Annotated in this window: 17 protein-coding genes; 6 read left to right on the forward strand and 11 right to left on the reverse strand. The window is 65.5% G+C overall.

The features are described from left to right. Positions 1-4 precede the first annotated feature (4 nt). Complete coding sequence (locus LY284_RS05555; protein WP_045450498.1) at positions 5-826, forward strand: NRDE family protein; 822 nt, start codon at positions 5-7, stop codon at positions 824-826. A 5-nt stretch (positions 827-831) separates the two neighbouring features. Here the strand turns inward: LY284_RS05555 and LY284_RS05560 are convergent, their stop codons facing one another. The 9 genes from LY284_RS05560 to LY284_RS05600 form a co-directional block, all read right to left on the reverse strand. Beyond that, positions 832-1785 carry an alpha/beta hydrolase gene (locus LY284_RS05560; protein WP_045450497.1) on the reverse strand — a complete coding sequence of 318 codons (954 nt, stop codon included), beginning with the start codon at positions 1783-1785 and terminating at the stop codon, positions 832-834. A gap of 61 nt (positions 1786-1846) precedes the next feature. Beyond that, positions 1847-2707: an SDR family oxidoreductase gene (locus LY284_RS05565; protein ID WP_045451945.1), complete on the reverse strand. Its 861-nt coding sequence runs from the start codon at positions 2705-2707 to the stop codon at positions 1847-1849. A 28-nt stretch (positions 2708-2735) separates the two neighbouring features. Then, positions 2736-3740 (reverse strand): NADP-dependent oxidoreductase, encoded by a 1005-nt coding sequence (locus LY284_RS05570; RefSeq protein ID WP_045451942.1) that lies wholly within the window; start codon positions 3738-3740, stop codon positions 2736-2738. 27 nt (positions 3741-3767) lie between these two features. After that, positions 3768-4244, reverse strand: a complete 477-nt coding sequence (locus tag LY284_RS05575) for a PaaI family thioesterase (RefSeq protein WP_045450496.1) — start codon at positions 4242-4244, stop codon at positions 3768-3770. Between the two features lie 5 nt (positions 4245-4249). Then, entirely contained in the window at positions 4250-4552 is a 303-nt protein-coding gene (locus LY284_RS05580) for a Dabb family protein (protein WP_045450495.1), read from the reverse strand. 61 nt (positions 4553-4613) lie between these two features. Next, positions 4614-5792, reverse strand: a complete 1179-nt coding sequence (locus LY284_RS05585; protein WP_045450494.1) for an acetyl-CoA C-acyltransferase — start codon at positions 5790-5792, stop codon at positions 4614-4616. After that, positions 5789-6430, reverse strand: a complete 642-nt coding sequence (gene pncA / locus LY284_RS05590) for a bifunctional nicotinamidase/pyrazinamidase (RefSeq protein ID WP_045450493.1) — start codon at positions 6428-6430, stop codon at positions 5789-5791. Before pncA ends, LY284_RS05585 begins: the two co-directional genes overlap by 4 nt. Before the next feature lies 1 nt (position 6431). Next, positions 6432-8516, reverse strand: a complete 2085-nt coding sequence (locus tag LY284_RS05595) for a 3-hydroxyacyl-CoA dehydrogenase NAD-binding domain-containing protein (protein ID WP_045450492.1) — start codon at positions 8514-8516, stop codon at positions 6432-6434. 153 nt (positions 8517-8669) lie between these two features. Continuing rightward, positions 8670-10328: a 3-(methylthio)propionyl-CoA ligase gene (locus LY284_RS05600; RefSeq protein WP_045450491.1), complete on the reverse strand. Its 1659-nt coding sequence runs from the start codon at positions 10326-10328 to the stop codon at positions 8670-8672. 160 nt (positions 10329-10488) lie between these two features. Here LY284_RS05600 and LY284_RS05605 point away from each other — a divergent pair, with 160 nt between their 5' ends. The 5 genes from LY284_RS05605 (at position 10489) to LY284_RS05625 (ending at position 14312) form a co-directional block, all read left to right on the forward strand. After that, entirely contained in the window at positions 10489-12015 is a 1527-nt protein-coding gene (locus LY284_RS05605; protein WP_231927735.1) for a YdiU family protein, read from the forward strand. Between the two features lie 47 nt (positions 12016-12062). Beyond that, complete coding sequence (gene msrB / locus LY284_RS05610) at positions 12063-12479, forward strand: peptide-methionine (R)-S-oxide reductase MsrB (RefSeq protein ID WP_045450489.1); 417 nt, start codon at positions 12063-12065, stop codon at positions 12477-12479. A 117-nt stretch (positions 12480-12596) separates the two neighbouring features. After that, entirely contained in the window at positions 12597-13133 is a 537-nt protein-coding gene (locus LY284_RS05615) for a septation protein A (protein ID WP_014191294.1), read from the forward strand. Continuing rightward, on the forward strand, positions 13130-13444 hold the full coding sequence (locus LY284_RS05620) for a BolA family transcriptional regulator (protein WP_045450488.1): 315 nt from the start codon (positions 13130-13132) through the stop codon (positions 13442-13444). The genes LY284_RS05615 and LY284_RS05620 overlap by 4 nt, the downstream gene beginning before the upstream one ends. Before the next feature lie 85 nt (positions 13445-13529). Beyond that, on the forward strand, positions 13530-14312 hold the full coding sequence (locus tag LY284_RS05625; RefSeq protein WP_045450487.1) for a peptidylprolyl isomerase: 783 nt from the start codon (positions 13530-13532) through the stop codon (positions 14310-14312). Between the two features lie 61 nt (positions 14313-14373). On the opposite strand, the gene LY284_RS05630 is transcribed toward LY284_RS05625, so the two are convergent. After that, entirely contained in the window at positions 14374-16803 is a 2430-nt protein-coding gene (locus LY284_RS05630; protein WP_375294256.1) for a family 20 glycosylhydrolase, read from the reverse strand. A gap of 239 nt (positions 16804-17042) precedes the next feature. Next, positions 17043-21074 carry a phosphoribosylformylglycinamidine synthase gene (gene purL / locus LY284_RS05635; RefSeq protein WP_045450486.1) on the reverse strand — a complete coding sequence of 1344 codons (4032 nt, stop codon included), beginning with the start codon at positions 21072-21074 and terminating at the stop codon, positions 17043-17045. Between the last annotated feature and the right edge of the window lie 349 nt (positions 21075-21423).

Raw genomic sequence — 21423 nt, forward strand, 5'->3', positions numbered from 1 at the left:
GCACATGTGTCTGATCGTATTCGACTGGCAGCCCGACGCTTCGCTGGAGAACGGCCGCGCCCTGCTGACGCTGTCGGCGAATCGCGACGAGTTCTTTCGCCGCGACACCGAGCCGCTGCACTGGTGGAACGATGCGCCGGGCGTCCTCGCGGGCCGCGATCTGACGGGCGGCGGGACGTGGCTCGGCGTGTCGGGCGATGGCCGCTTCGCCGCGCTGACCAACTATCGCGCACCCAGCGAGATGCGTCCGAACGCGCCGACGCGCGGCACGCTCGTCAGCGCGTTTCTCGCGGGCGAGCGCGTCGCGCCGATGGACTATCTGCGCGGCGTCGCGCGTGAGGGGCATCGCTACAACGGTTTCAATCTGCTGTGCGGAGATTTCACGCGGCGCGAGCTCGGCTGGTACGGCAATCGCGCCGATGCGCCGCCCGTTCTGCTCGAAGCCGGCGTGCACGGCTTGTCCAATAGTCTGCTCAACACGCCGTGGCCGAAGCTCGTCGCGCAGCGCGAGGCGCTCTGCGATCTGATTCACGCCGACGAGCGTCCGCCGCTCGATGTGCTCATCGACACTTTGCGCGATCCGCGCATCGCGAACGACGAGCATCTTCCAACGACCGGCATTTCCATCGAGCGCGAGCGCGTGCTTTCGGCGGCGTTCATCGAATCGCCCGATTACGGAACGCGCAGCACCACGGCGTTGCGCGTGATGCCGTTAGCGCGCGGGCTGTCGCTCGACATCAAGGAGCGCAGCGACGATGACGGTTCGCATCGCCTCGTGCGGCCGGGAGCGTTCGAGCGGGCGTTCGGGTTCGGGATCGAAGGCTAAACGGATCACGCCAGCGCCGCCCGCAACGCCTCCACCGCGTCCGCATGCGCCTGCGCCACGTCCGGCACGAACCCGCCCATCTTGAAGAATTCGTGGATCATGCCTTCATAGCGCATGAGCGTGACTGGCACGTCCGCTTCGCGAAGCATCGATGCGAACGCGATGTCTTCGTCGAATAGCGGATCGTGGTCCGCCGCCGCGATCCACGCCGGCGCGACGCCCTTGAAATCCGGCACGCCGCTCGCCGCATCGAGCGGCGCGAAGCGCCAGTCGTCGCGGTCGCGGTCATCGCGCAGATACTGGTCGAAGAACCATTGAATCGTCTCGCCGGAAAGCAGATAGCCTTCCGCGAGCCGCGCATGCGACGCGCTCTTTTGCCATGCGCTCGTGCCCGGATAAATCAGCAATTGCATCCGCAAGTCGATGCCCGCGTCGCGCGCGAGCACGGCGCAGACGATGGCGAGCGTGCCGCCCGCGCTATCGCCGCCGATGGCGAGCCGCGCGGGATCGATGCCGAGCGTCGGCGCTTCGCCGTGCAGCCAGCGCAGCGCGTCGAAGGCATCGTGGACCGCCACGGGAAACTTGTGCTCAGGCGCCAGCCGGTAATCGACCGATACGACGGCACAGCCCGCATCGTGCGCGAACTTCCGGCACAGCGCGTCGTGCGTCGCCACGCTGCCGACCGTGAAGCCGCCGCCGTGAAAATACAGCAGTCCCGCGGCAGGTTGCGCCCAGCCCGGCTCCGTCGGATGGTAGATGCGCACGCCTATGGTTTCGCCGTCGCGCACGGGAATGCGCAGGTCTTCGACGCTGAACATCGGCAGCGGCGCGATATCGAGAATCTGCGCGCTCATCGCGTAGGCGGCGCGCGCCTGCTGCGGCGTGAGCGTGTGGTACGGCGGGCGATTGGCGCGCGCGACCATCTCCAGAATTTGTGCGATCTTGGGATTGAGCGGCATCGGCGAAAGAAGCTTGAAAGAAGCGTCAAAGGGTCACGATGATGCCACGAAGCGCGCCCCGTCAGCGCGGACGTTTCAGCGACATCGGATCGGTGGGCGCGCGCAGTTGCGCGATATCGTCGAGCCGAAGCTGCACCGACGGCATGATGGCCGGATGCGTGATGACATAGAAACGCCCTTCGCGCACCGCGTCGAACGCCGCTTCGGCGACCTCGCGCGCGGTGAGCTTGCCGCCCTCCACCGCTCTCGTCAGTTGCCGCGCCGCGAGCTTTTGCGAGGCAGTGTAAGGCGCCTCGTTGGCGAGCGCTTCGGGCCGCGAACGTTCGGCGTCGGCGATGCCCGTCGGCACGAACGCCGGGCACAGCAGCGACACGCCGATGTACGGCGCGCCCGCCAGCCGCAAGTCGTGATACAGCGTTTCGGTCATCGCGACGACGGCATGTTTCGACGCGTTGTAGACGCCCATCGCGGGCGCCGCGAGCAGGCCGGCCACTGACGCCGTGTTGACGATATGCGCGGGCTCCTTGCGTTCGAGCATGATCGGCACGAATGCGCGCAAGCCGTTCGCGACACCCATCACGTTCACGCCGAACACCCATTGCCAGTCGTTCGCGCTGTTTTCCCAGACGAAGCCGCCCGCGCCGACGCCCGCGTTGTTGAAGAGCAGATGCACGCCGCCGAACGCATCGAGCGTGGCGCGCGCGAGCGCTTGCACTTGTGCGCTGTCGGATACGTCCGTCGGCACGCCGATCGCGTCGCCGCCTTGCGCGCGCACCGCTTCGACGGTCGCGGCGAGCGCGGCGGCGTCGAGATCGGCGAGCACGAGCTTCATGCCGAGCGCCGCGCCCTGCTTCGCGAACTCGCGCCCGAATCCGCTGCCCGCGCCCGTGATGACGGCGACCTTGCCTTCGAAGCGATCCACCTGCGACTCCTTGCGAATCAATCGCGCGTCAAATGAGCTTCACGAGCTGCTTGCCGAAGTTCTTCCCGCGCAACAGGCCGAGAAACGCTTCGGGCGCATTGTCGAGCCCTTGCGCGATGCTTTCGCGAAAATGCAGCTTGTTCGTCGCGAGGCGCTCGCCGAGTTCCTTCAACGCCTGCGGCCAGATGTCCAGATGCTCGTAGACGATGAAGCCCTGCAGCTTCAGGCGCTGCGTGAGGATGAGTCTTGGCGCATCCATCGGCAAGGGCTTGCCGTCGTAGCCGGAAATCATGCCGCACACGGCGACGCGCCCGAACGCATTCATGCGCGCGAGCACCGCATTGAGCACTTCGCCGCCGACGTTCTCGAAATAGCCGTCGACGCCATTCGGCGTGGCGGCTTTCAGATCTTCGTAGAGCTTGCCCGCCTTGTAGTCGACGCATGCATCGAAGCCGAGCGTCTCGACGACATAGCGGCACTTTTCCTCCCCGCCCGCAATGCCGACCGCGCGGCAGCCGGCCGCCTTCGCCAGTTGCCCGACGACGCTGCCCACCGCGCCGCTCGCCGCCGAGACGACGACCGTTTCGCCCGCTTTCGGTTCGATGATGCCGTTGAGCCCGTACCACGCGGTGACGCCCGGCATGCCGAGCGCGCCGAGATACGCGGAAAGCGGCACGCGCGAGGTATCGACCTTGTTCAGCCCCTTGCCGTCGGACGTGCCGAATTCCTGCCAGCCGAGCATGCCGACGACGTTGTCGCCCGCCTTGAACGCGGCGTTGCGCGACTCGGTCACGACGCCCGCGGTGCCGCCGATCATCACTTCGTCGAGCGGCTGCGGCGCGGCGTACGATTTCGCGTCGTCCATGCGGCCGCGCATGTACGGATCGAGCGACAGATAGTGATTGCGCACGCGCACTTCGCCGTCCTGAAGCGGCGCGAGCGGCGTTTCGACGAGCTTGAAATTCGACACCGACGCCTCGCCTTGCGGCCGCGAGACGAGCAAAATCCGACGGTTGATCTGTGCGTCTGTCATGCGCATGCTCCTTCGCAAAAATGGGATTCAGGCGTCGCTCGGTCCGGGCATCGCCTTCGGATCGGAACGCATCTTCTGTTTGACGATGTCGCGCCCGACCGCGAGCCGCTTCATGTACTTGAACGTGCCGAGCGCTTTCGCGACGAAATGGCCTTCGCTGTCGCGGACCTCGCCTTCGCAATAGGCCATCGTCGTCGAGCGGTGCAATACGCGCCCGTAACCGCGCAATTCGCCGCGCCCCGGCTGCATGAAGTTGACCTTCATCTCGACGGTCACGACGCCGATGCCGTCGCCCGCGATGCTGCGCGCCGCGAGCGCGAGCGCGCTGTCGAGCAGCGTCATGGTGACGCCGCCGTGCGCGATGCCCCACGTGTTCATGTGCTCGTCGCGCAGCGGCATGCGCACTTCGCTTTCGCCGTCCTTCGCCTTGACGAGCACGACGCCGAGCGCGTCGATGAACGGGCTTTCGATGGACACGCCGCCTGCGGATTCGGAAGAGGACATCGTGCTCACACTTCGTAATCGACGCACTGACGTTCGTCGCGGATCGCCGCGACGAAGTCCTTCAGCGCCTGATGCTTCGGATGAACCTGATACGCTTCGAGCGCGGCACGGTCGTCGAAATCGGAGACGAGCACGACGTCATACGTGCAGTCGAAACCGGGCTGCGCGGTGCCGACTTCGAAATGCCCTTGGCCCTTCACGATGCTGCGGCAGGTTTCCAGCTTCGCCTTCAGTTTCTCCGCGTTTTCCGCGCGGCTCGCGCCCTCGGCGTTTTCTTTCAGCTTCCACATGACGATGTGACGTAGCACGGCGGCTCCTTCATTGCGAGTGAATCCCGAAGCGTAGCAAAAAACCTCGCACCGCAACGCCTCACACGATTTCGAAAAGCCCCGCCGCGCCTTGCCCGCCGCCGATGCACATCGTGACCACGACGAACTTCGCGCCGCGCCGCTTGCCTTCGATCAGCGCGTGGCCCGTCAGGCGCGCGCCCGACACGCCATACGGATGCCCGACCGCGATCGCGCCGCCGTTCACGTTGAGGTGCTCGTCGGGAATGCCGAGCTTGTCGCGGCAATAGAGCACCTGCACGGCGAAGGCTTCGTTCAGTTCCCACAGGTCGATATAGTCGACCGTGAGGCCCGCGCGCCGCAACAGCTTCGGCACCGCGAACACCGGGCCGATGCCCATTTCGTCCGGCTCGCAGCCCGCCACCGCGAAGCCCCGGAAAATGCCGAGCGGCTGCAAGCCCTGTTTTTCCGCGAGCGCCGCGTTCATCACCACGCACGCCGACGCGCCATCGGAGAACTGGCTCGCGTTGCCCGCCGTGATAACGCCGCCCGGCAGCGCCGTGCGAATCTTCGACACGCCTTCGAGCGTCGTGTCGGCGCGGATGCCTTCGTCGGCGGCGAGCGTGACTTCCTGCGTGAACATGCGGCCCGTCGCCTTGTCGGCGAGACCGGCGAGCACGGTGATCGGCACGATTTCGTCGGCGAACTTGCCGGCCGCCTGCGCCGCCGCCGCGCGCTGTTGCGAGCGCGCGCCGTACGCGTCCTGCCGCGCCTTCGAGATGTCGTAGCGCCGCGCGACGTTCTCGGCGGTTTGCAGCATCGACCAGTAGATTTCGGGCTTGTGCCGCGTGAGCCAGCCTTCGGTCAGCATGTGCCGGTTCATCTCGTTCTGTACGCACGAGATCGATTCGACGCCGCCCGCGACGAAGACATCGCCCTCGCCCGACATCACGCGCTGCGCGGCGAGCGCGATCGTCTGCAGGCCCGACGCGCAGAAGCGGTTCACCGTCATGCCGGGCACGGAAGCCGGCAGGCCCGCGCGCAAGGCGATCTGCCGGGCGATGTTCATGCCCGTCGCGCCTTCCGGATTCGCGCAGCCCATAATCACATCCTCGACGCGCGCAGGATCGATACCCGCGCGCTCGACGACCGCCTTCGTCACATGGCCGCCGAGCGTCGCGCCGTGCGTCATGTTGAGCGCGCCGCGCCAGGACTTGGCGAGCGCGGTGCGCGCTGTCGATACGATGACTGCATCGGTCATGTGGTCTCCCTTGCCTTCACGATGTTGTCAGACTTCACGCGCTTCACGCCGGCGGCGTGCATGTCTTGCCAGGCCTTGTCGAGCGAGCCGTTCAGATCGATCGCGCGGCACGCGTCTTCGATCACGTTGACCTCGAAGCCGGCGGCGCGCGCATCGAGCGCGGACCACGCGACGCAATAGTCGGTCGCGAGTCCCGCGAGCCACACGCGCGTCGCGCCGACATCGCGCAGATAGCCTTCGAGGCCGGTCGGCGTCACGCGATCGGCTTCGACGAAGGCCGAATAGCTGTCCACGTGTTCGTGGTGCCCCTTGCGCACGACGAGCCGCGCGTGCGGCACGTGCAAATCGCGATGCAGCGCCGCGCCGTCGGTGTCCTGCACGCAATGCACCGGCCACAGCACCTGTTCGCCGTAAGGCAGCGTCATCGTCTCGAAGGGCTGGCGTCCCGCGTGATTCGCCGCGAACGACACGTGCGAACGCGGATGCCAGTCCTGCGTCAGCACGACATGCGAGAACGCGCGCGCGAGGCGATTGACCACGGGCACGACTTCGTCGCCGCGCGCGACGGCGAGCGCCCCGCCCGGCATGAAGTCATTCTGGATATCGACGACGAGGAGCACGTCTTCGACGGGTTTCATCTCAGTCATTGAAGCGTCCATTCGATGTGGCGAGTTCGGTCACGCGCGCGGACGGCTGCCACGCCTCGCCGTTGGCCTGTTTCGCGTATTGGCGGATCGCGCGCTCCACGTTGTAGAGCCCGATGGTGTCCGCGTAGAGCATCGGCCCGCCGCGCCACAGCGGAAAGCCATAGCCCGTCAGATAGACCATGTCGATATCCGACGCCTTCGCGGCGATGCCCTCTTCGAGAATCTTCGCGCCTTCGTTGACGAGCGCGAGCACGAGCCGCTCGACGATTTCCTCGTCGCCGATCCTGCGCCGCGCGATACCGCGTTCGTTCGAATACGCGACGATCATCGCATCGACGGCTTGCGACGGCAGCGCCTCGCGTTTGCCGGCCTGATAGTCGTACCAGCCCGCGCCGGTCTTCTGCCCGAAGCGGCCCGCCTCGCACAGTGTGTCAGCGATGCCCGAATAGTGCAGAGCGGGCTGCTCGCGATAGCGGCGCTTGCGAATCGCCCAGCCGATGTCGTTGCCCGCGAGATCGCTCATGCGGAACGGGCCCATCGCGAAGCCGAACTTCTCGATCGCGCGATCGATCTGCGCGGGCAGCGCGCCTTCTTCGAGCATGAAAAGCGCCTGGCGAATGTATTGCTCGATCATGCGGTTGCCGATGAAGCCGTCGCACACGCCCGACACCACCGCCGTCTTGCGGATCTTCTTTGCAAGCTGCATGACGGTGGCGAGCACGTCCTTGCCGGTCTTTTCGCCGCGCACCACTTCGAGCAGCTTCATCACATTGGCGGGGCTGAAAAAATGCATGCCGATGACGTCGCCGGGGCGCTGCGTGAACGCTGCGATGCGGTTCAGATCGAGCGTCGAGGTGTTCGATGCCAGAATCGCGCCCGGCTTCGCGCATTTATCGAGCTGACGGAACACGCTCTCCTTCACGCTCAAGTCCTCGAACACCGCTTCGATGATGAGATCGGCGTCGGCGAGATCGCTGTAGGCGAGCGTCGGCGTGATGAGCGCCATGCGCGCTTCGGCTTGTTCCCGGGTGAGCTTGCCCTTTGCGGCCTGCGCTTCGTAATGGCCGCGAATCGTGGCGAGGCCGCGGTCGAGCGCCTCCTGCTTCGTTTCGAGCAGCGTGACGGGAAGCCCCGCGTTGAGAAAGGTCATCGCGATGCCGCCGCCCATCGTGCCCGCGCCGACCACGCCCACGCGAGCGATGGCCCTGACCGGTGTGCCCGGCGGCACGTCGGCGATCTTGCCCGCCGCGCGTTCGCCGAAGAACGCGTGACGCAGCGCGCGGCTTTCCGGCGTCTGCACGAGCGAGAGAAAGCATTCGCGCTCGAAAGCGAGACCGCGCTCGAAGCCTTCCTTCACGCCTTTTTCGATCGCGTCGATGCACTTGTGCGGCGCCGGGAAATGCTTCGCGGCGGCCGCGACGCCATTCCTCGCGAACTGAATGAAACCCTCGGCGTTCGGATGGTCGATCTTGCGATCGCGGACTTTCGGATGCTCGCTGCCCTTGTCGGCGGCCTGGCTCGCGAGCGACAGCGCGGCTTCGAGCAGATCGCCTTCGGCGAGTTCGTCGAAGAGACCGGTTTGCGCGAGCTTTTCGGACAGAACCGGCGTGCCCGACACGATCATGTTCAGCGCCGTTTCCAGGCCGACCACGCGCGGCAAGCGCTGCGTGCCGCCCGCGCCGGGCAAGAGCCCGAGCTTCACTTCCGGCAGCGCGATCTGCGCGCCGGGCGACGCGACGCGGTAATGCGCGCCGAGCGCGAGTTCGAGGCCGCCGCCCATCGCGACGGCGTGAATCGCCGCGACCACGGGCTTCGCGCTGGCTTCGAGCGCCTTGATCACGGTGGTGAGCGTCGGCTCCTGCGTGGCTTTCGGCGTGTTGAATTCGGTGATGTCCGCGCCGCCCGAAAACGCCTTGCCCGCGCCGATGATGACGATGGCGCGCACGTTTTCATCGCCATTCGCGCGCCCGATGCCTTCGACGATGCCCAGGCGCGTCGAATGCCCGAGCCCGTTGACGGGCGGATTGTCGAGCGTGATGACGGCCACGCCGCCGCGGATCGTGTAGTCCACTGCCATGAAGGTGTCTCCTGTCGACCGATACCGGATTTATAGCGGGATCGAAGCAGAATACACAAAAAAGAACGATCGTTCAAATGCCGCGGAAACGAGGCGAAAAATAAAAACCCCGGCGCCGCGCGAACGGGCCGGGGTCTTTCGAAGCGAGGCCATTCAAGCGGGATTTTCGGCGGCGTTCGGCAACACATACTCCCGATACAACTCGCGCAGCCTGACCTTCTGCAGCTTCCCCGTCGCGGTATGCGGCAGTTCGTCGGCGAACACGACATCGTCCGGAACCCACCACTTCGCCACCTTGCCCTCGAAATGCGCGAGCAGTTCTTCGCGCGTGACGGTCGCGTCCGGCTTGAGCACCGCCACGATCAACGGCCGCTCGGTCCACTTCGGATGCGCGCACGCAATGCACGCCGCTTCCGCGACCTGCGGATGCGACACCGCGATGTTCTCCAGATCGATCGAGCTGATCCACTCGCCGCCGGACTTGATCACGTCCTTGCTGCGGTCGGTAATCTGCATGAAGCCGTCGGGATCGATGGTCGCGACATCGCCCGTCGGGAACCAGCCGTCGACGAGCGGCGAATCGTCGCGGCGGAAATAGCGGTCGATGACCCACGGACCGCGCACGTACAGATCGCCGAACGACTTGCCGTCCCAGGGCAGCTCGCGGCCGTCGTCGCCGACGACTTTCATGTCGACGCCGAATATCGCATGGCCCTGTTTCTCCAGCGAATGCCGCTGCGCGTCGAGCGGACGCTGCTTCTGCTTGAAGGAGAGCCGCGAGAGCGTGCCGAGGGGCGACATCTCCGTCATGCCCCACGCGTGAATCACCTGCACGCCGTAGTCTTCCTCGAAGGTGCGCAGCATCGCGGGCGGGCACGCGGAGCCGCCGATCACCGTGCGCTTCAACGTCGAGAAACGCGCGTCGTGCTGCTTCATGTGAGCGAGCAGGCCCATCCAGACGGTCGGCACGCCGGCCGAATAGGTGACGCCTTCGGCCTCCATCAACTCGTAGAGCGATTTGCCGTCGAGGTCCTTGCCGGGAAACACGAGCTTCGCGCCGACGAGCGGCGCGGCGTGCGGGATGCCCCACGCGTTGACATGGAACATCGGCACGACAGGCAGGATCGCATCGCTCGACGACGCGCCCATCGCATCGGGCAGTGCCGCGCCGTACGCGTGCAGCACCGTCGAGCGATGCGAATACAGCGCGCCCTTCGGATTGCCCGTCGTACCCGAGGTGTAGCAGAGAAACGAGGCCTGCCGCTCGTCGAGCATCGGCCATTCGTAGTTACCGTCGTGCGCGCCGATGAGCGTCTCGTAGCTCAGCACCGGCACACTGAGGTTCGACAGATGCTGCTCGATGCACGCGGCGTCGCCAAGCGCGATCCAGCCTTTCACGTTCGGACACTGCGGCGCGACGAGCTCGACGAGCGGAGCGAACGTCATGTCGAAGAAGACGTAGGCGTCCTCCGCGTGATCGATGATGAACGCGATCTGATCGGGAAAAAGCCGCGGGTTGATCGTATGGCAGACGGCGCCCATGCCCGAGACGCCGTAATAACACTCCAGATGTCTGTAGCCGTTCCATGCGAGCGTGCCGACGCGCTCGCCCTCTCCGACGCCAAGCGCGATCAAGGCCTGCGCGAGCTGCTTGGCGCGCTTTTCGCAATCGCGATACGTGTAACGGTGGATGTCGCCTTCGATGCGGCGCGACACGATCTCGTTGTCGCCGAAGTGACGCGAAGCATGAGACAGCAGGGACGACGCGAGCAGCGGTAATTCCATCATCTGGCCGTAGAGCGGCGACGTCATAAGCGATGATCTCCGTGGTGTCGAGCGACGTGTGGCGCTCCTGCAGGCCCGCGGGCGCGGAATTACAATATCGTTTAACTCAGAGGCGCTCAACATGTCGTTTTCCCCAAGCAATGCCGTGCGCGCGGCGCGCGACGAGACGCCCGCCGGCGCGCGTTCCATGAACGAAATCGCCAGCGCGATACGCATCGGCCAGCCCGGTTCGTTCGCCGCGCTCGGCACCGCTTTCCTGACCCGTCTACCCGCCGCGCCGGTCGAAGAGCCCTACCTCGTCGGGTTTTCGCGCGAGACCGCCGAATCGCTCGGCTTCGATTCCGATGTCGCGACGGGTGCCGAAAAGCACGCATTCGCCGCATACTTCGCCGGCAATCCGACGCGCGACTGGCCGGCCGATTCGCTGTCCTATGCCGCCGTGTATTCGGGCCATCAGTTCGGCGTGTGGGCGGGGCAACTGGGCGACGGCCGCGCGCTCACGCTCGGCGAGGTAGAGCGCGATGGCGAGCGCCTCGAAGTGCAGCTCAAGGGCGCGGGGCGCACGCCCTATTCGCGCATGGGCGACGGCCGCGCGGTGCTGCGTTCGTCGATCCGCGAGTTTCTCTGCTCGGAGGCGATGCACCATCTCGGCATCCCGACGACGCGCGCGCTCGCCGTCATCGGCGCCGATCTGCCAGTGCGCCGCGAGACCATCGAGACGGCCGCGATCGTCACGCGCGTCGCGCCGAGCTTCGTGCGTTTCGGGCACTTCGAGCATTTCTATTCGAACGACCGCATCGACGATTTGCGCAAGCTCGCCGATCACGTCATCGACCGCTTCTATCCGCATTGCAGAAACGCCGAGGATCCATACCTCGCGCTGCTCGACGAAGCCGTGCGCACGACGGCCGATCTGATGGCGCAATGGCAAGGCGTCGGTTTCTGTCACGGCGTGATGAATACCGACAACATGTCGATCCTCGGCCTCACGATCGATTACGGCCCGTTCGGCTTCATGGACGGGTTCAACGCGCATCACGTCTGCAATCACTCGGATACGCAGGGGCGCTATTCCTACGGCCGCCAGCCGCAGGTCGCGTACTGGAACCTCTTTTGTCTCGCGCAGGCGCTCGTGCCGCTGTTCGGCGCGAATCTGCCGGAAGAAGGCCGCGCCGAACGCGTCGTCGAGGAGGCGCAGAAAGTGCTCGAACGCTACAAAGAGCGTTTCGGGCCGGCGCTCGTCGCGACGATGCGCGCGAAGCTCGGCCTCGCCACCGAACTCGAAGGCGACGACAAGCTCGCCAACGGGCTCTTCGAAATCATGCACGCGAATCGCGCGGACTTCACGCTGACGTTCCGGAACCTCTCGAAGCTCTCGAAGTCCGACGCGAGCGGCGACGCGCCCGTGCGCGATCTCTTTCTCGACCGCGCCGCGTTCGATGCGTGGGCCGCGCTTTATCGCGAGCGCCTCGCGCACGAACCGCGCGACGACGCCGCGCGCGCGGCGGCGATGAATCGCGTGAATCCGAAATACGTGCTGCGCAATCATTTGGCGGAACAGGCGATCCGCCGGGCGAACGAAAAGGATTTCTCGGAAGTGGCGCGCCTCCTGGACGTGCTGCGCCGCCCCTTCGACGAGCAGCCGGAAAACGAGGCCTACGCCGGCCTGCCGCCCGACTGGGCGGGCGCACTGGAAGTGAGTTGTTCTTCCTAGCATCGCCCTCATATACGAGGCCTTCGAGGCCAGAAAAGGACCGACAGATGAGCAAAGACGACACCCCGACCAGCTATCCGCTGCAGAAAGACGACGCGACGTATCGCCGCGAGCTCGACGACATGCAGTATCAGGTCACGCGCCACGCGGTGACCGAGCGCCCGTTTACCGGCAAATACTGGGATCATGACGAGCGCGGCGTCTACGACTGCGTCTGTTGCGGCACGCCGCTTTTCGAGTCCGACACGAAATTCGACGCCGGTTGCGGCTGGCCGAGCTATTTCAAGCCGATCAACGGCGAGGTGATCCAGGAGAAGACCGACCGCACGCACGGCATGCTGCGCATCGAAGTGCTGTGCAAGAACTGCGGCGCGCATCTCGGCCATGTGTTCGAGGACGGCCCCGCCCCGACCGGTTTGCGGTATTGCATCAACTCGGCTGCGCTACAATTCGAACCCAAGTAAGCGCCAGGTCCGCGTCACGTCGTACCTGAAACGTCGCACCGGCGCCCGCCGCTTCTCGCGGGCGCTTTTTTCGTCGCGCGCCCGCCATCACCCGATGCCCATCACGTCCGCACGCCAATGAAATTTCTGTTCGATCTGTTTCCGATCATTCTCTTTTTCGTCGCATTCAAGGTGTGGGGCATCTATACCGCGACGGCCGTGGCGATCGCGGCGACGCTCGTGCAGATCGCGTGGGTGGCGTTCCGGCATCGCAAGGTCGATCCGATGCTGTGGGTGAGCCTCGGCGTGGTCGTCGTGTTCGGCGGCGCGACGCTCGTGCTGCACAACGACACCTTCATCAAATGGAAGCCGACCGCGCTTTACTGGCTGTTCGCCTTCGCGCTGATCGTCGCGCAGCTCGGCTTCAGAAAGAATCTGATCGAAGCGATGATGGGCAAGCAGATCGTGCTGCCGCATCGCGTGTGGGGACAATTGAACGTGGCGTGGGCGGTGTTTTTCGCGCTGCTCGGCATCGTGAATCTGTTCGTCGCGTATAACTTCACGACGGATCAGTGGGTGAACTTCAAGCTCTTCGGCGCGACGGGTTGTCTCGTCCTGTTTATCGTCGCGCAGAGCTTCTGGCTCGCGAAATACATGAAGGAGGACGGACAATGAGCGCATCGTTCGATTTCACGAGCGCATCGGCGGCGGAAAAGATCGCGCATCTCGAAGCCCGCCTGAACGCGGCGCTCACACCGCAATCCGTGCATATCGACGACGACAGCGCCGCGCACGCCGGCCATGCGGGCGCGGCCTCGGGCAGCCACTACACGGTGACGATCGTCGCCGATTGCTTCGCCGGCCGTGCGCGCGTGGCCCGGCATCGACTCGTGTATGATGCGCTGGCTGAGGAATTGCGACGCGGCGTGCACGCGCTCGCGATCCGGGCTTACACGCCGCAGGAGTTCGCAGAACAATTCGAATAGACGCGCGGTTCCGTGTGTTCATCCGCCCTCTTGCCTCTTGAATCTCGCCTGTAAAGGCGTCCGTTTGCTCAGTTAGGAACCTCCGATGACTTTGAAAAAAACCCGCGTCTGGGTGTTGCTGGCTGCATTCGCGGCTGCGCCCGCGTTTGCGCAAAACATCGCCGTCGTGAACGGCACGCCGATTCCCACGTCGCGCGCCGATGCGCTCGTCAAGCAGCTCGTCGCACAAGGTCAGCAGGATTCGCCGCAGCTTCAGCAGGCGGTGCGCGAGGAACTCATCAACCGCGAAATCCTGATGCAGGAAGCCGCGCGCGAAGGCATCCCGATGCGCCCGGACGTTAAGGCTCAGATCGCCGTGGCGCAGCAGACCGTGGTGCTGCGCGCGCTGATCGAAGACTTCGTGAACAAGAACAAGCCGACCGACGCCGAAATCAAGGCGCGCTATGACCAGCTCGTCAAGCAGAACGGCGGCGGCAAGGAACTGCATCTGCATCACATCCTCGTCGACAACGAAGCGCAGGCGAAGGATCTGATCGCGAAGATCAAGGGCGGCGCGAGCTTCGAGGATCTCGCCAAGCAATATTCGAAGGACCCGGGATCGGGCAAGAACGGCGGCGATCTCGACTGGTCTTCGCCTTCGGCGTATGTGCCGGAATTCGGCGCGGCCGCCGAAAAGCTCAAGAAGGGCGAAGTGACGCCCGAGCCGGTGAAGACGCAGTTCGGCTATCACGTCATCCGTCTGGACGATTCCCGCGAAATCGCCCCGCCGCCGCTCGATCAGGTGAAGGCGCAGATTTCGCAGCAGATCCAGCAGGAGAAGCTGCAGACGTTCGAGGAAGGCCTGCGCAGCAAGGCGGTGATCAAGTAAGTTTTTTCTGTAGCTGGACGTCAGGCAAAGCCGCCCTCGGGCGGCTTTTCTCATTGCGCGGTCAACTCCCCGCGCCCTCGCGCATGACGGCTCCCGCGCGCTTGAGCTTGGCCAGCTCGCGGTTCTGCACCACGCTCGTGAACTGCGCCCAATCCCGCGCGAGCGCGGCTTTATCGACCTTGTCGGTGTCGCCGAGCTTGTAACGCTCGCCATCCCGATACGGCCGCTCCCACTCCGCCCGGTGCCACGCACGCTCCGCGAGCGCCAGAAGACGCGGATAGACCATGTATTCGAACTGCGAGTCCGTGCGCATCACTTCAGCCCACGCCTGCCCCTGAATGCCTTCGATGTGCGGTGCCGGGCCCGCGCTCGTCACCTCGAATGGCTTGCCGTCGCGATCGGCCATGATTTCGGCGTTTTGCGGCAGATTGTCCGGCGCGAGCGAGAACGTCTTGAAGCTGTCGGTGCCGTGCGAGCCCCAGTAATAGCCGCGTTCGCGCTGATCGAAGGCATACGGGAAGTCGAAGTACAAATAGTCCGGCAGCGCCAGCACCGTCTTGTAGCCCTGCCCGCTCAGCGCCTGCACGGTGTCCGACGCGCCCCAGAAAATCGTGTCCCACATCGTGACCATCGTGTTCGATGTCGCGAAATCCTGCGGGCCCTTCGCGTGCTTGATGCCGTCCTGCCACGCGGCCATCGTGCCGATGCCGTTGTTGCGCACGATCTGGCTCACCTGGCGCGCGAACATCGACGGCAGTTCGTCGACGGAAGCCGCCTTGCCCGACGCGATCAGCGCCGCACATTGCGGCGAGCGGCCCCACGGCTTGTCCTGCGCCGCGAGATTGACGTGGCCTTTGCCGGGGTCCGTGCCGTCGAGCGGCTGGAAGCCCGCGCCGAGCAGAATGTTCTTGGCTTCGTCGCCGCCGAAGTGCCACACGGAAAGCGGCGCGCCGGCCTCGCGATGCATCGCCGCAATTTCGCCGATGACCTTCGACGCGAAGCGCTGTGCGCCATCCACGCACGGATTGATGAAGCTGCGGCGATCGTAGAACTGGACCGTCGTCGCGTTGGAGGTATCGGCGGGATCGAGCAGACGGTACGCGTTCGCACCGGACTTGTCGCCTTTCGCGCTCAGACGCTGAAACCGCGCTTCCATCGAAACGACCGCGGCGCGCGCGTGGCCGGGCATGTCGATCTCCGGAATGATCTCGACGAAGCGGTCCGCCGCATAACGCGCGAGCGCCACGTAGTCGGCGCGGCTCAGATACCCGCCGCCCGAGCGATTGTCCGGGCCGGAGGCGAGCTGCGGCACGAGGCAGCGCGTTTCGGTGAGATCGTGGCAGCGCTTCGCGCCGATATCGGTGAGTTCGGGCAGGCCGGGAATCTCGATACGCCAGCCTTCGTCGTCGGAGAGATGCAAATGCAGGCGATTGAGCTTGTACGCGCCCATCTGGTCGATGAGGCGGCGCAGCGTCGCGGGCTGACGAAAGTTGCGCGCGACATCGACGTGCATGCCGCGATGCGTGTAGCGCGGCGCGTCTTCGACAGTCATCGCCGGAACGTTGCCGCCGCCCGCGGGCGTAAGCGACAGGAGCGTTTGCACGCCGTAGAAGAGTCCGGCGGCATCGAACGCGTCGATGTTTGTGCCGCCCTGTGCGATCGTCAGGCGATAACCGCCCGCGCGCGCGATATCGGCGGGCAGCGAGCCGCCCGCGATCTGTCCGTTCACGCGCAGGGCCGCGCCGGTGAGACCGAGCGTCGCCGCGCGTGCTTCGAGCGCCGCGCGTTGCGAGGACGTCAGGCCGGACATCGACAACTCGATGCCGCCGATCTGCGCCACGCCTTCATTGGGCGTCGAGCGCAAAACGGCCGGCAGCGCGCGCGCCGCGACTTGCTGCGCCGACGGCAGCGCGGCTTCCGCGCGCGCGCGTTGCACTTGCGCGGGCGTCGCGGCGAACGCGGCGGCGTCGTCGGCGCTTGGCGGAATACGGTCGACGTAGCGGGTTTCGTCGTCGGTATCGTTGTGCTTGAGGATGGCGGGCGCCGCGTTGCCGTCGACGACATACGCGCGCGGTAGCAGATCGCTATAGCGCTGGTACCAGTACTCGCCGACGAACGGCACTTCGATGCGCTCGCCCGCGCCGAGCGTGAACGCGCCCGCTCGCGGCGTCAGCGCATAGAGATCGCCCGTGATGTGCTTCCACGCGAACGCGGGTTGCTCGACCATCAGAATGCGCCGGATGCTGTGGACGTACAGCGTCCAGCCGCCCGCGGCGATGCTGCGCCCGCCGGCGTTTTCCAGAATCAGCTTGCCGCGCGCGCAACTCGCCCAGTCCGCGCCGAGGTCCGCGCAGTTCGTGCCGGATTTCGCGGCATCGTTGGTGTCGATTGCGACGCGCACCATCAGGTTATCGCCGAGCACGGCCGCGCGCGCTACCGGCGACAGATTCGCGGAATCTGAATCGGAACTGCCGCCGCACGCCGTCAGCAGGCACGAGACCGCGACGGCCACGCTCGATAAAATTAGCTTACCTAAGTAATGTGATAGCACTTGTTTTATGTCTCCTCCGGGTGCCGCCGCGGATCGCGGCTTGTCGCGGACTATACCCGGAACTTACGGTCGCATTATTTTGGGATATGTGTCGACTGGCAGAAACGATATCGCTCGCGCAAAGCAAAACACCCCGAAGCGCTCACTTCGGGGTGTTTTGCATGAAACGACAACCGCGATCAGCCGAGGAAGCGTCGCGCGTTCTGGAACACGCGCAGCCACGGGCTGCCGTCGGTGGTCCAGTCCTCAGGCGTCCAGCTCATCTGCACGTTGCGATGCACGCGCTCCATGTGCGGCATCAGCACGGTGAAGCGGCCATCGGGCGTCGTCACGGACGTGATGCCCTGCGGCGAGCCGTTCGGGTTGAACGGATACTGCTCCGTCGCATTGCCGCGATGATCGACGTAACGCATCGCGACGAGCGCCTTCGCCTGATCGCCCTGTTGCGAGAAGTCCGCGAAGCCTTCGCCGTGCGCGACCGCGACCGGAATGCGCGAGCCTTCCATGCCGGCGAAGAACATCGACGGCGAGCTTTGCACTTCGACCAGCGAGAAGCGCGCTTCGAACTGCTCCGACTTGTTGCGCGTGAACTTCGGCCAGTTTTCCGCGCCGGGAATCATCGACGCGAGGCTCGACATCATCTGGCAGCCGTTGCAGATGCCGAGCGCGAACGTGTCCGGACGCGCGAAGAACGCGGCGAACATGTCGGCGAGCTGCGCGTTGAAGCGGATCGTCTTCGCCCAGCCTTCGCCCGCGCCCAGCACATCGCCGTATGAGAAGCCGCCGCATGCCACCGCGCCCGCGAAATCGGCGAGCGTCGCGCGGCCTTCGAGCAGATCGCTCATGTGGACGTCGTGCGCGTCGAAGCCGGCGCGATCGAACGCGTAGGCCGTTTCCAGATGCGAGTTCACGCCCTGCTCGCGCAGGATCGCGACGCGTGGACGCTTGTTCGTCGCGATGAACGGCGCGGCCACGTCTTCGGCGGGATCGAACGTCAGCGCGGGCGAAATGCCGGGATCGGCCGCATCCAGCAGCGCCTCGTATTCGGCATCGGCGCATGCGGGGTTGTCGCGCAGCCGCGCGATGCGCCAGCTCACCTCGCTCCACGCGCGATGCAGATCGACACGCGGCGCATCGAAAATCTTCTTCGCGTCGCGGTAAATCTCGATCGCGCCGCTCTCGTTGGGCTTGCCGATCACATGCGAGCACGCCGACAGCCCGTGTTCGCGCAGCGCGACGAGCACCGCATCGCGGTCGGCGCCGCGCACCTGAATCACCGCGCCGAGTTCTTCCGAGAACAGCGCGCGGATCGTGCGATCGTCGCGGCGGCCGCTCGTCTGCTTCGCCCAGTCTTTCGCGTCGCCGTAATCGGATTCGTGATCGGCGTCGAGCGTCAGCATGTCGACGTTCAGCGACACGCCCACATGGCCCGCGAACGCCATCTCACACACGGTCGCCCAGAGGCCGCCGTCCGAACGGTCGTGGTACGCGAGCAGCTTGCCGCCGGCGTTGAGCGCCTGAATCGCAGCGAAGAAGCGTTTCAGGTCTTCGGCATCGTCGACGTCGGGCACCGCGTCGCCGACCTGCTGCGTGACTTGCGCGAGGATGCTGCCGCCCATGCGATTGCGTCCGCGTCCGAGATCGATCGCGATGAGCACCGTGTTCGTGTCCTGGACGAGCTGCGGCGTCAGATGACGGCGCACGTCTTCGACCGGCGCGAACGCGCTGATGATGAGCGACACCGGCGAGACCACTTCCTTCGCGACGCCGTCCTGCCACTTGGTGCGCATCGACAGCGAATCCTTGCCGACCGGAATGCTGATGCCGAGCGCCGGGCACAGTTCCATGCCGATCGCCTTCACGGTGTCATACAGCGCGGCGTCTTCGCCCGCGCTGCCGCACGCGGCCATCCAGTTCGCGGAAAGCTTCAGCTTGTTCAGCGATTCGATCGGCGCGGACGCGATGTTCGTCACCGCTTCGCCCACCGCCATGCGGCCGGACGCGGGCGCGTCGATGACGGCGAGCGGCGTGCGCTCGGCCATGGTCATGGCTTCGCCGCGATAACCGGCGTAGTCCATCGTCGTGACTGCGCAATCGGCGACGGGCACCTGCCACGGACCGACGAACTGGTCGCGCGCGGTCGTGCCGCCGACCGAGCGATCGCCGATCGTGATGAGAAACGACTTGCTCGCGACGGTCGGATGCTTCAGCACATCGATCGCGACTTCCGACAGCGCGAGGCCCGTCACATCGACGGCTTCGAAGCGCTCGGCTTCGCGCTTCACGTCGCGATGCATCTTGGGCGGCTTGCCGAGCAGCACGTCCATCGGCATATCGACGGGTTCCTGGCCTTCGTTGGCGTCGTCGATCAGTTTCAACTGACGCTCTTCCGTCGCGACGCCGACCACCGCCACCGGGCAGCGCTCGCGCTCGCAGATCGCCTGGAACGCGGGCAGATCGTTCGGGGAAATCGCCAGCACGTAGCGTTCTTGCGCTTCGTTCGACCAGATTTCGCGCGGCGACAGGCCGCTCTCTTCCAGTTGCACCTTGCGCAGTTCGAAGCGCGCGCCCTTGCCCGCGCCATCGACGAGTTCCGGGAACGCGTTCGAGATGCCGCCCGCGCCGACGTCGTGGATCGACAGGATCGGATTGCCCTCGCCCATCTGCCAGCACGTGTTGATCACTTCCTGCGCGCGGCGCTGAATTTCCGGATTGCCGCGCTGCACCGAATCGAAATCGAGCTCGGCGGTGTTCGCGCCGGTCGCCATCGACGACGCCGCGCCCCCGCCCATGCCGATGCGCATGCCCGGCCCGCCGATCTGGATCAAGAGCGTGCCCGCCGGCAGATCGTTCTTGTGCGTGTGCTGGTCCGAAATATTGCCGATGCCGCCCGCGATCATGATCGGCTTGTGATAGCCGCGCACGCGTCCCGCGACGTTCTGCTCGTAGGTGCGGAAATAGCCGCCGAGGTTCGGGCGGCCGAATTCGTTGTTGAATGCCGCGGCGCCGATCGGTCCGTCGATCATGATCTGCAACGGCGATGCGATGCGCTCGGGCTTGCCATACGGCTCATGCGTTTCGGACGGATTGCGCGTGGCCAAAGGCACGGCGGAGTCGCGCGCGTTTTCCCATTTCTCGCGCGCATCGGGCAAATCGAGGTTCGACACCGTGAAGCCCGCGAGGCCGGCCTTCGGACGCGCGCCGCGGCCCGTCGCGCCTTCGTCGCGAATTTCGCCGCCGGAGCCGGTCGCCGCGCCCGCGAACGGCGAGATCGCGGTCGGGTGATTGTGCGTTTCGACCTTCATCAGCGTGTGCGTCATTTCGACGTGGCGCTGATAGTGTTCGCCCTCGCCGCGCGGGAACCAGCGCTCGGCCACGCCGCCCTGCATGATCGCCGAATTGTCCGAATACGCGACGATCGTGCCGGCGTGATTCAGCTTCTCCGTATTGCGGATCATCTGGAACAGCGACATGTCCTGCTTCTCGCCGTCGATGGTCCATTCGCCGTTGAAGATCTTGTGGCGGCAGTGTTCGCTGTTCGCCTGCGCGAACATCATCAGTTCGACGTCGGTCGGGTTGCGCTTCAGGGCTTCGAACGCGCTCACCAGATAGTCGATCTCGTCGTCCGCGAGCGCGAGGCCGAGTTCGGTGTTCGCCGCTTCGAGCGCGCCGCGCCCCGCGCCGATGATATCGACCGTCTGCAAGGGCTTGGCCGGCAGTTCATCGAATAGATGCAGGGCCGAATCGCGCGACGCCGCGACGCTTTCGGTCATGCGGTCGTGCAGGACATCGGCGACTTGCGTGCGCGCTTCGTCCGACAGCGCCTTCTTGCCGCCGAGAAAGCCGCTTTTCATGATGACCGAGTACTCGACACCGCGCTCGATGCGCCGCACCGTGTCGAGCCCGCAATGATGCGCGATGTCGGTCGCCTTGCTCGCCCACGGCGAGACGGTGCCGAAGCGCGGCACGACCATGAAGGTCTCGACATGGCCGCGCTCTTTCGATTCCTCGAACGGCGCGCCGTAATGCATCAGCGCCTCGATGCGGCTCGTGTCCTCGTCCGTGAGCGGCTCGGTCGAGTTGACGAAATGCAGGAACTGACCGCGCACGCCGACGATATTCGCGTCGATGCGGGCGAGTTTTTCGAGCAGGCGGGTCTGACGGAAATCGGAGAGGGCCGAAGCGCCGGGGAAACACGAGAAGTGGGCCATTGTGACGGTGCGTCGATGACGTCTGTGTGCCGCTCGCGCGACGCTCGCTTCGCAGAATTCGGAAAATCGGATTCGAGCACGCAATACGGCGGGAGGCGAAAGGAAGACCGCGATTATAACCCGGATGCGCGTCTCGAAATCGGGTCGGAGGCTCCGCCCGGCCGCGGCGCGGCGGTGGCCGGGCGTCACGCGCCGCGCCGTTGCGCATCCCGAAATAGCGCGGCGGCGAGTCGGCCGCCCGATCCGCAGCCGGTTCGGACCGCGCGCGGCGTGCGGCGCACGGTCCCCCGCAAACGATTTTGGCGCTATCATGGCGCGCTTTCTCCGGGTACGGCGCGCGCCGCGTCAG

The sequence above is a fragment of the Caballeronia sp. PC1 genome, assembly GCF_021353155.1.
Classification (GTDB): Bacteria; Pseudomonadota; Gammaproteobacteria; order Burkholderiales; family Burkholderiaceae; genus Caballeronia; species Caballeronia cordobensis.

Excerpts from the sequence above, each read along its gene's own strand:
- LY284_RS05615 (WP_014191294.1), top strand. The coding sequence starts at position 12,597 with ATGAAATTTCTGTTCGATCTGTTTCCGATCATTCTCTTTTTCGTCGCA.
- LY284_RS05620 (WP_045450488.1), top strand. The coding sequence starts at position 13,130 with ATGAGCGCATCGTTCGATTTCACGAGCGCATCGGCGGCGGAAAAGATC.
- LY284_RS05555 (WP_045450498.1), top strand. The coding sequence starts at position 5 with ATGTGTCTGATCGTATTCGACTGGCAGCCCGACGCTTCGCTGGAGAAC.
- LY284_RS05560 (WP_045450497.1), bottom strand. The coding sequence starts at position 1,785 with ATGCCGCTCAATCCCAAGATCGCACAAATTCTGGAGATGGTCGCGCGC.
- LY284_RS05625 (WP_045450487.1), top strand. The coding sequence starts at position 13,530 with ATGACTTTGAAAAAAACCCGCGTCTGGGTGTTGCTGGCTGCATTCGCG.
- LY284_RS05570 (WP_045451942.1), bottom strand. The coding sequence starts at position 3,740 with ATGACAGACGCACAGATCAACCGTCGGATTTTGCTCGTCTCGCGGCCG.
- LY284_RS05600 (WP_045450491.1), bottom strand. The coding sequence starts at position 10,328 with ATGACGTCGCCGCTCTACGGCCAGATGATGGAATTACCGCTGCTCGCG.
- LY284_RS05595 (WP_045450492.1), bottom strand. The coding sequence starts at position 8,516 with ATGGCAGTGGACTACACGATCCGCGGCGGCGTGGCCGTCATCACGCTC.
- pncA (WP_045450493.1), bottom strand. The coding sequence starts at position 6,430 with ATGAAACCCGTCGAAGACGTGCTCCTCGTCGTCGATATCCAGAATGAC.
- purL (WP_045450486.1), bottom strand. The coding sequence starts at position 21,074 with ATGGCCCACTTCTCGTGTTTCCCCGGCGCTTCGGCCCTCTCCGATTTC.
- msrB (WP_045450489.1), top strand. The coding sequence starts at position 12,063 with ATGAGCAAAGACGACACCCCGACCAGCTATCCGCTGCAGAAAGACGAC.
- LY284_RS05585 (WP_045450494.1), bottom strand. The coding sequence starts at position 5,792 with ATGACCGATGCAGTCATCGTATCGACAGCGCGCACCGCGCTCGCCAAG.
- LY284_RS05605 (WP_231927735.1), top strand. The coding sequence starts at position 10,489 with ATGAACGAAATCGCCAGCGCGATACGCATCGGCCAGCCCGGTTCGTTC.
- LY284_RS05575 (WP_045450496.1), bottom strand. The coding sequence starts at position 4,244 with ATGTCCTCTTCCGAATCCGCAGGCGGCGTGTCCATCGAAAGCCCGTTC.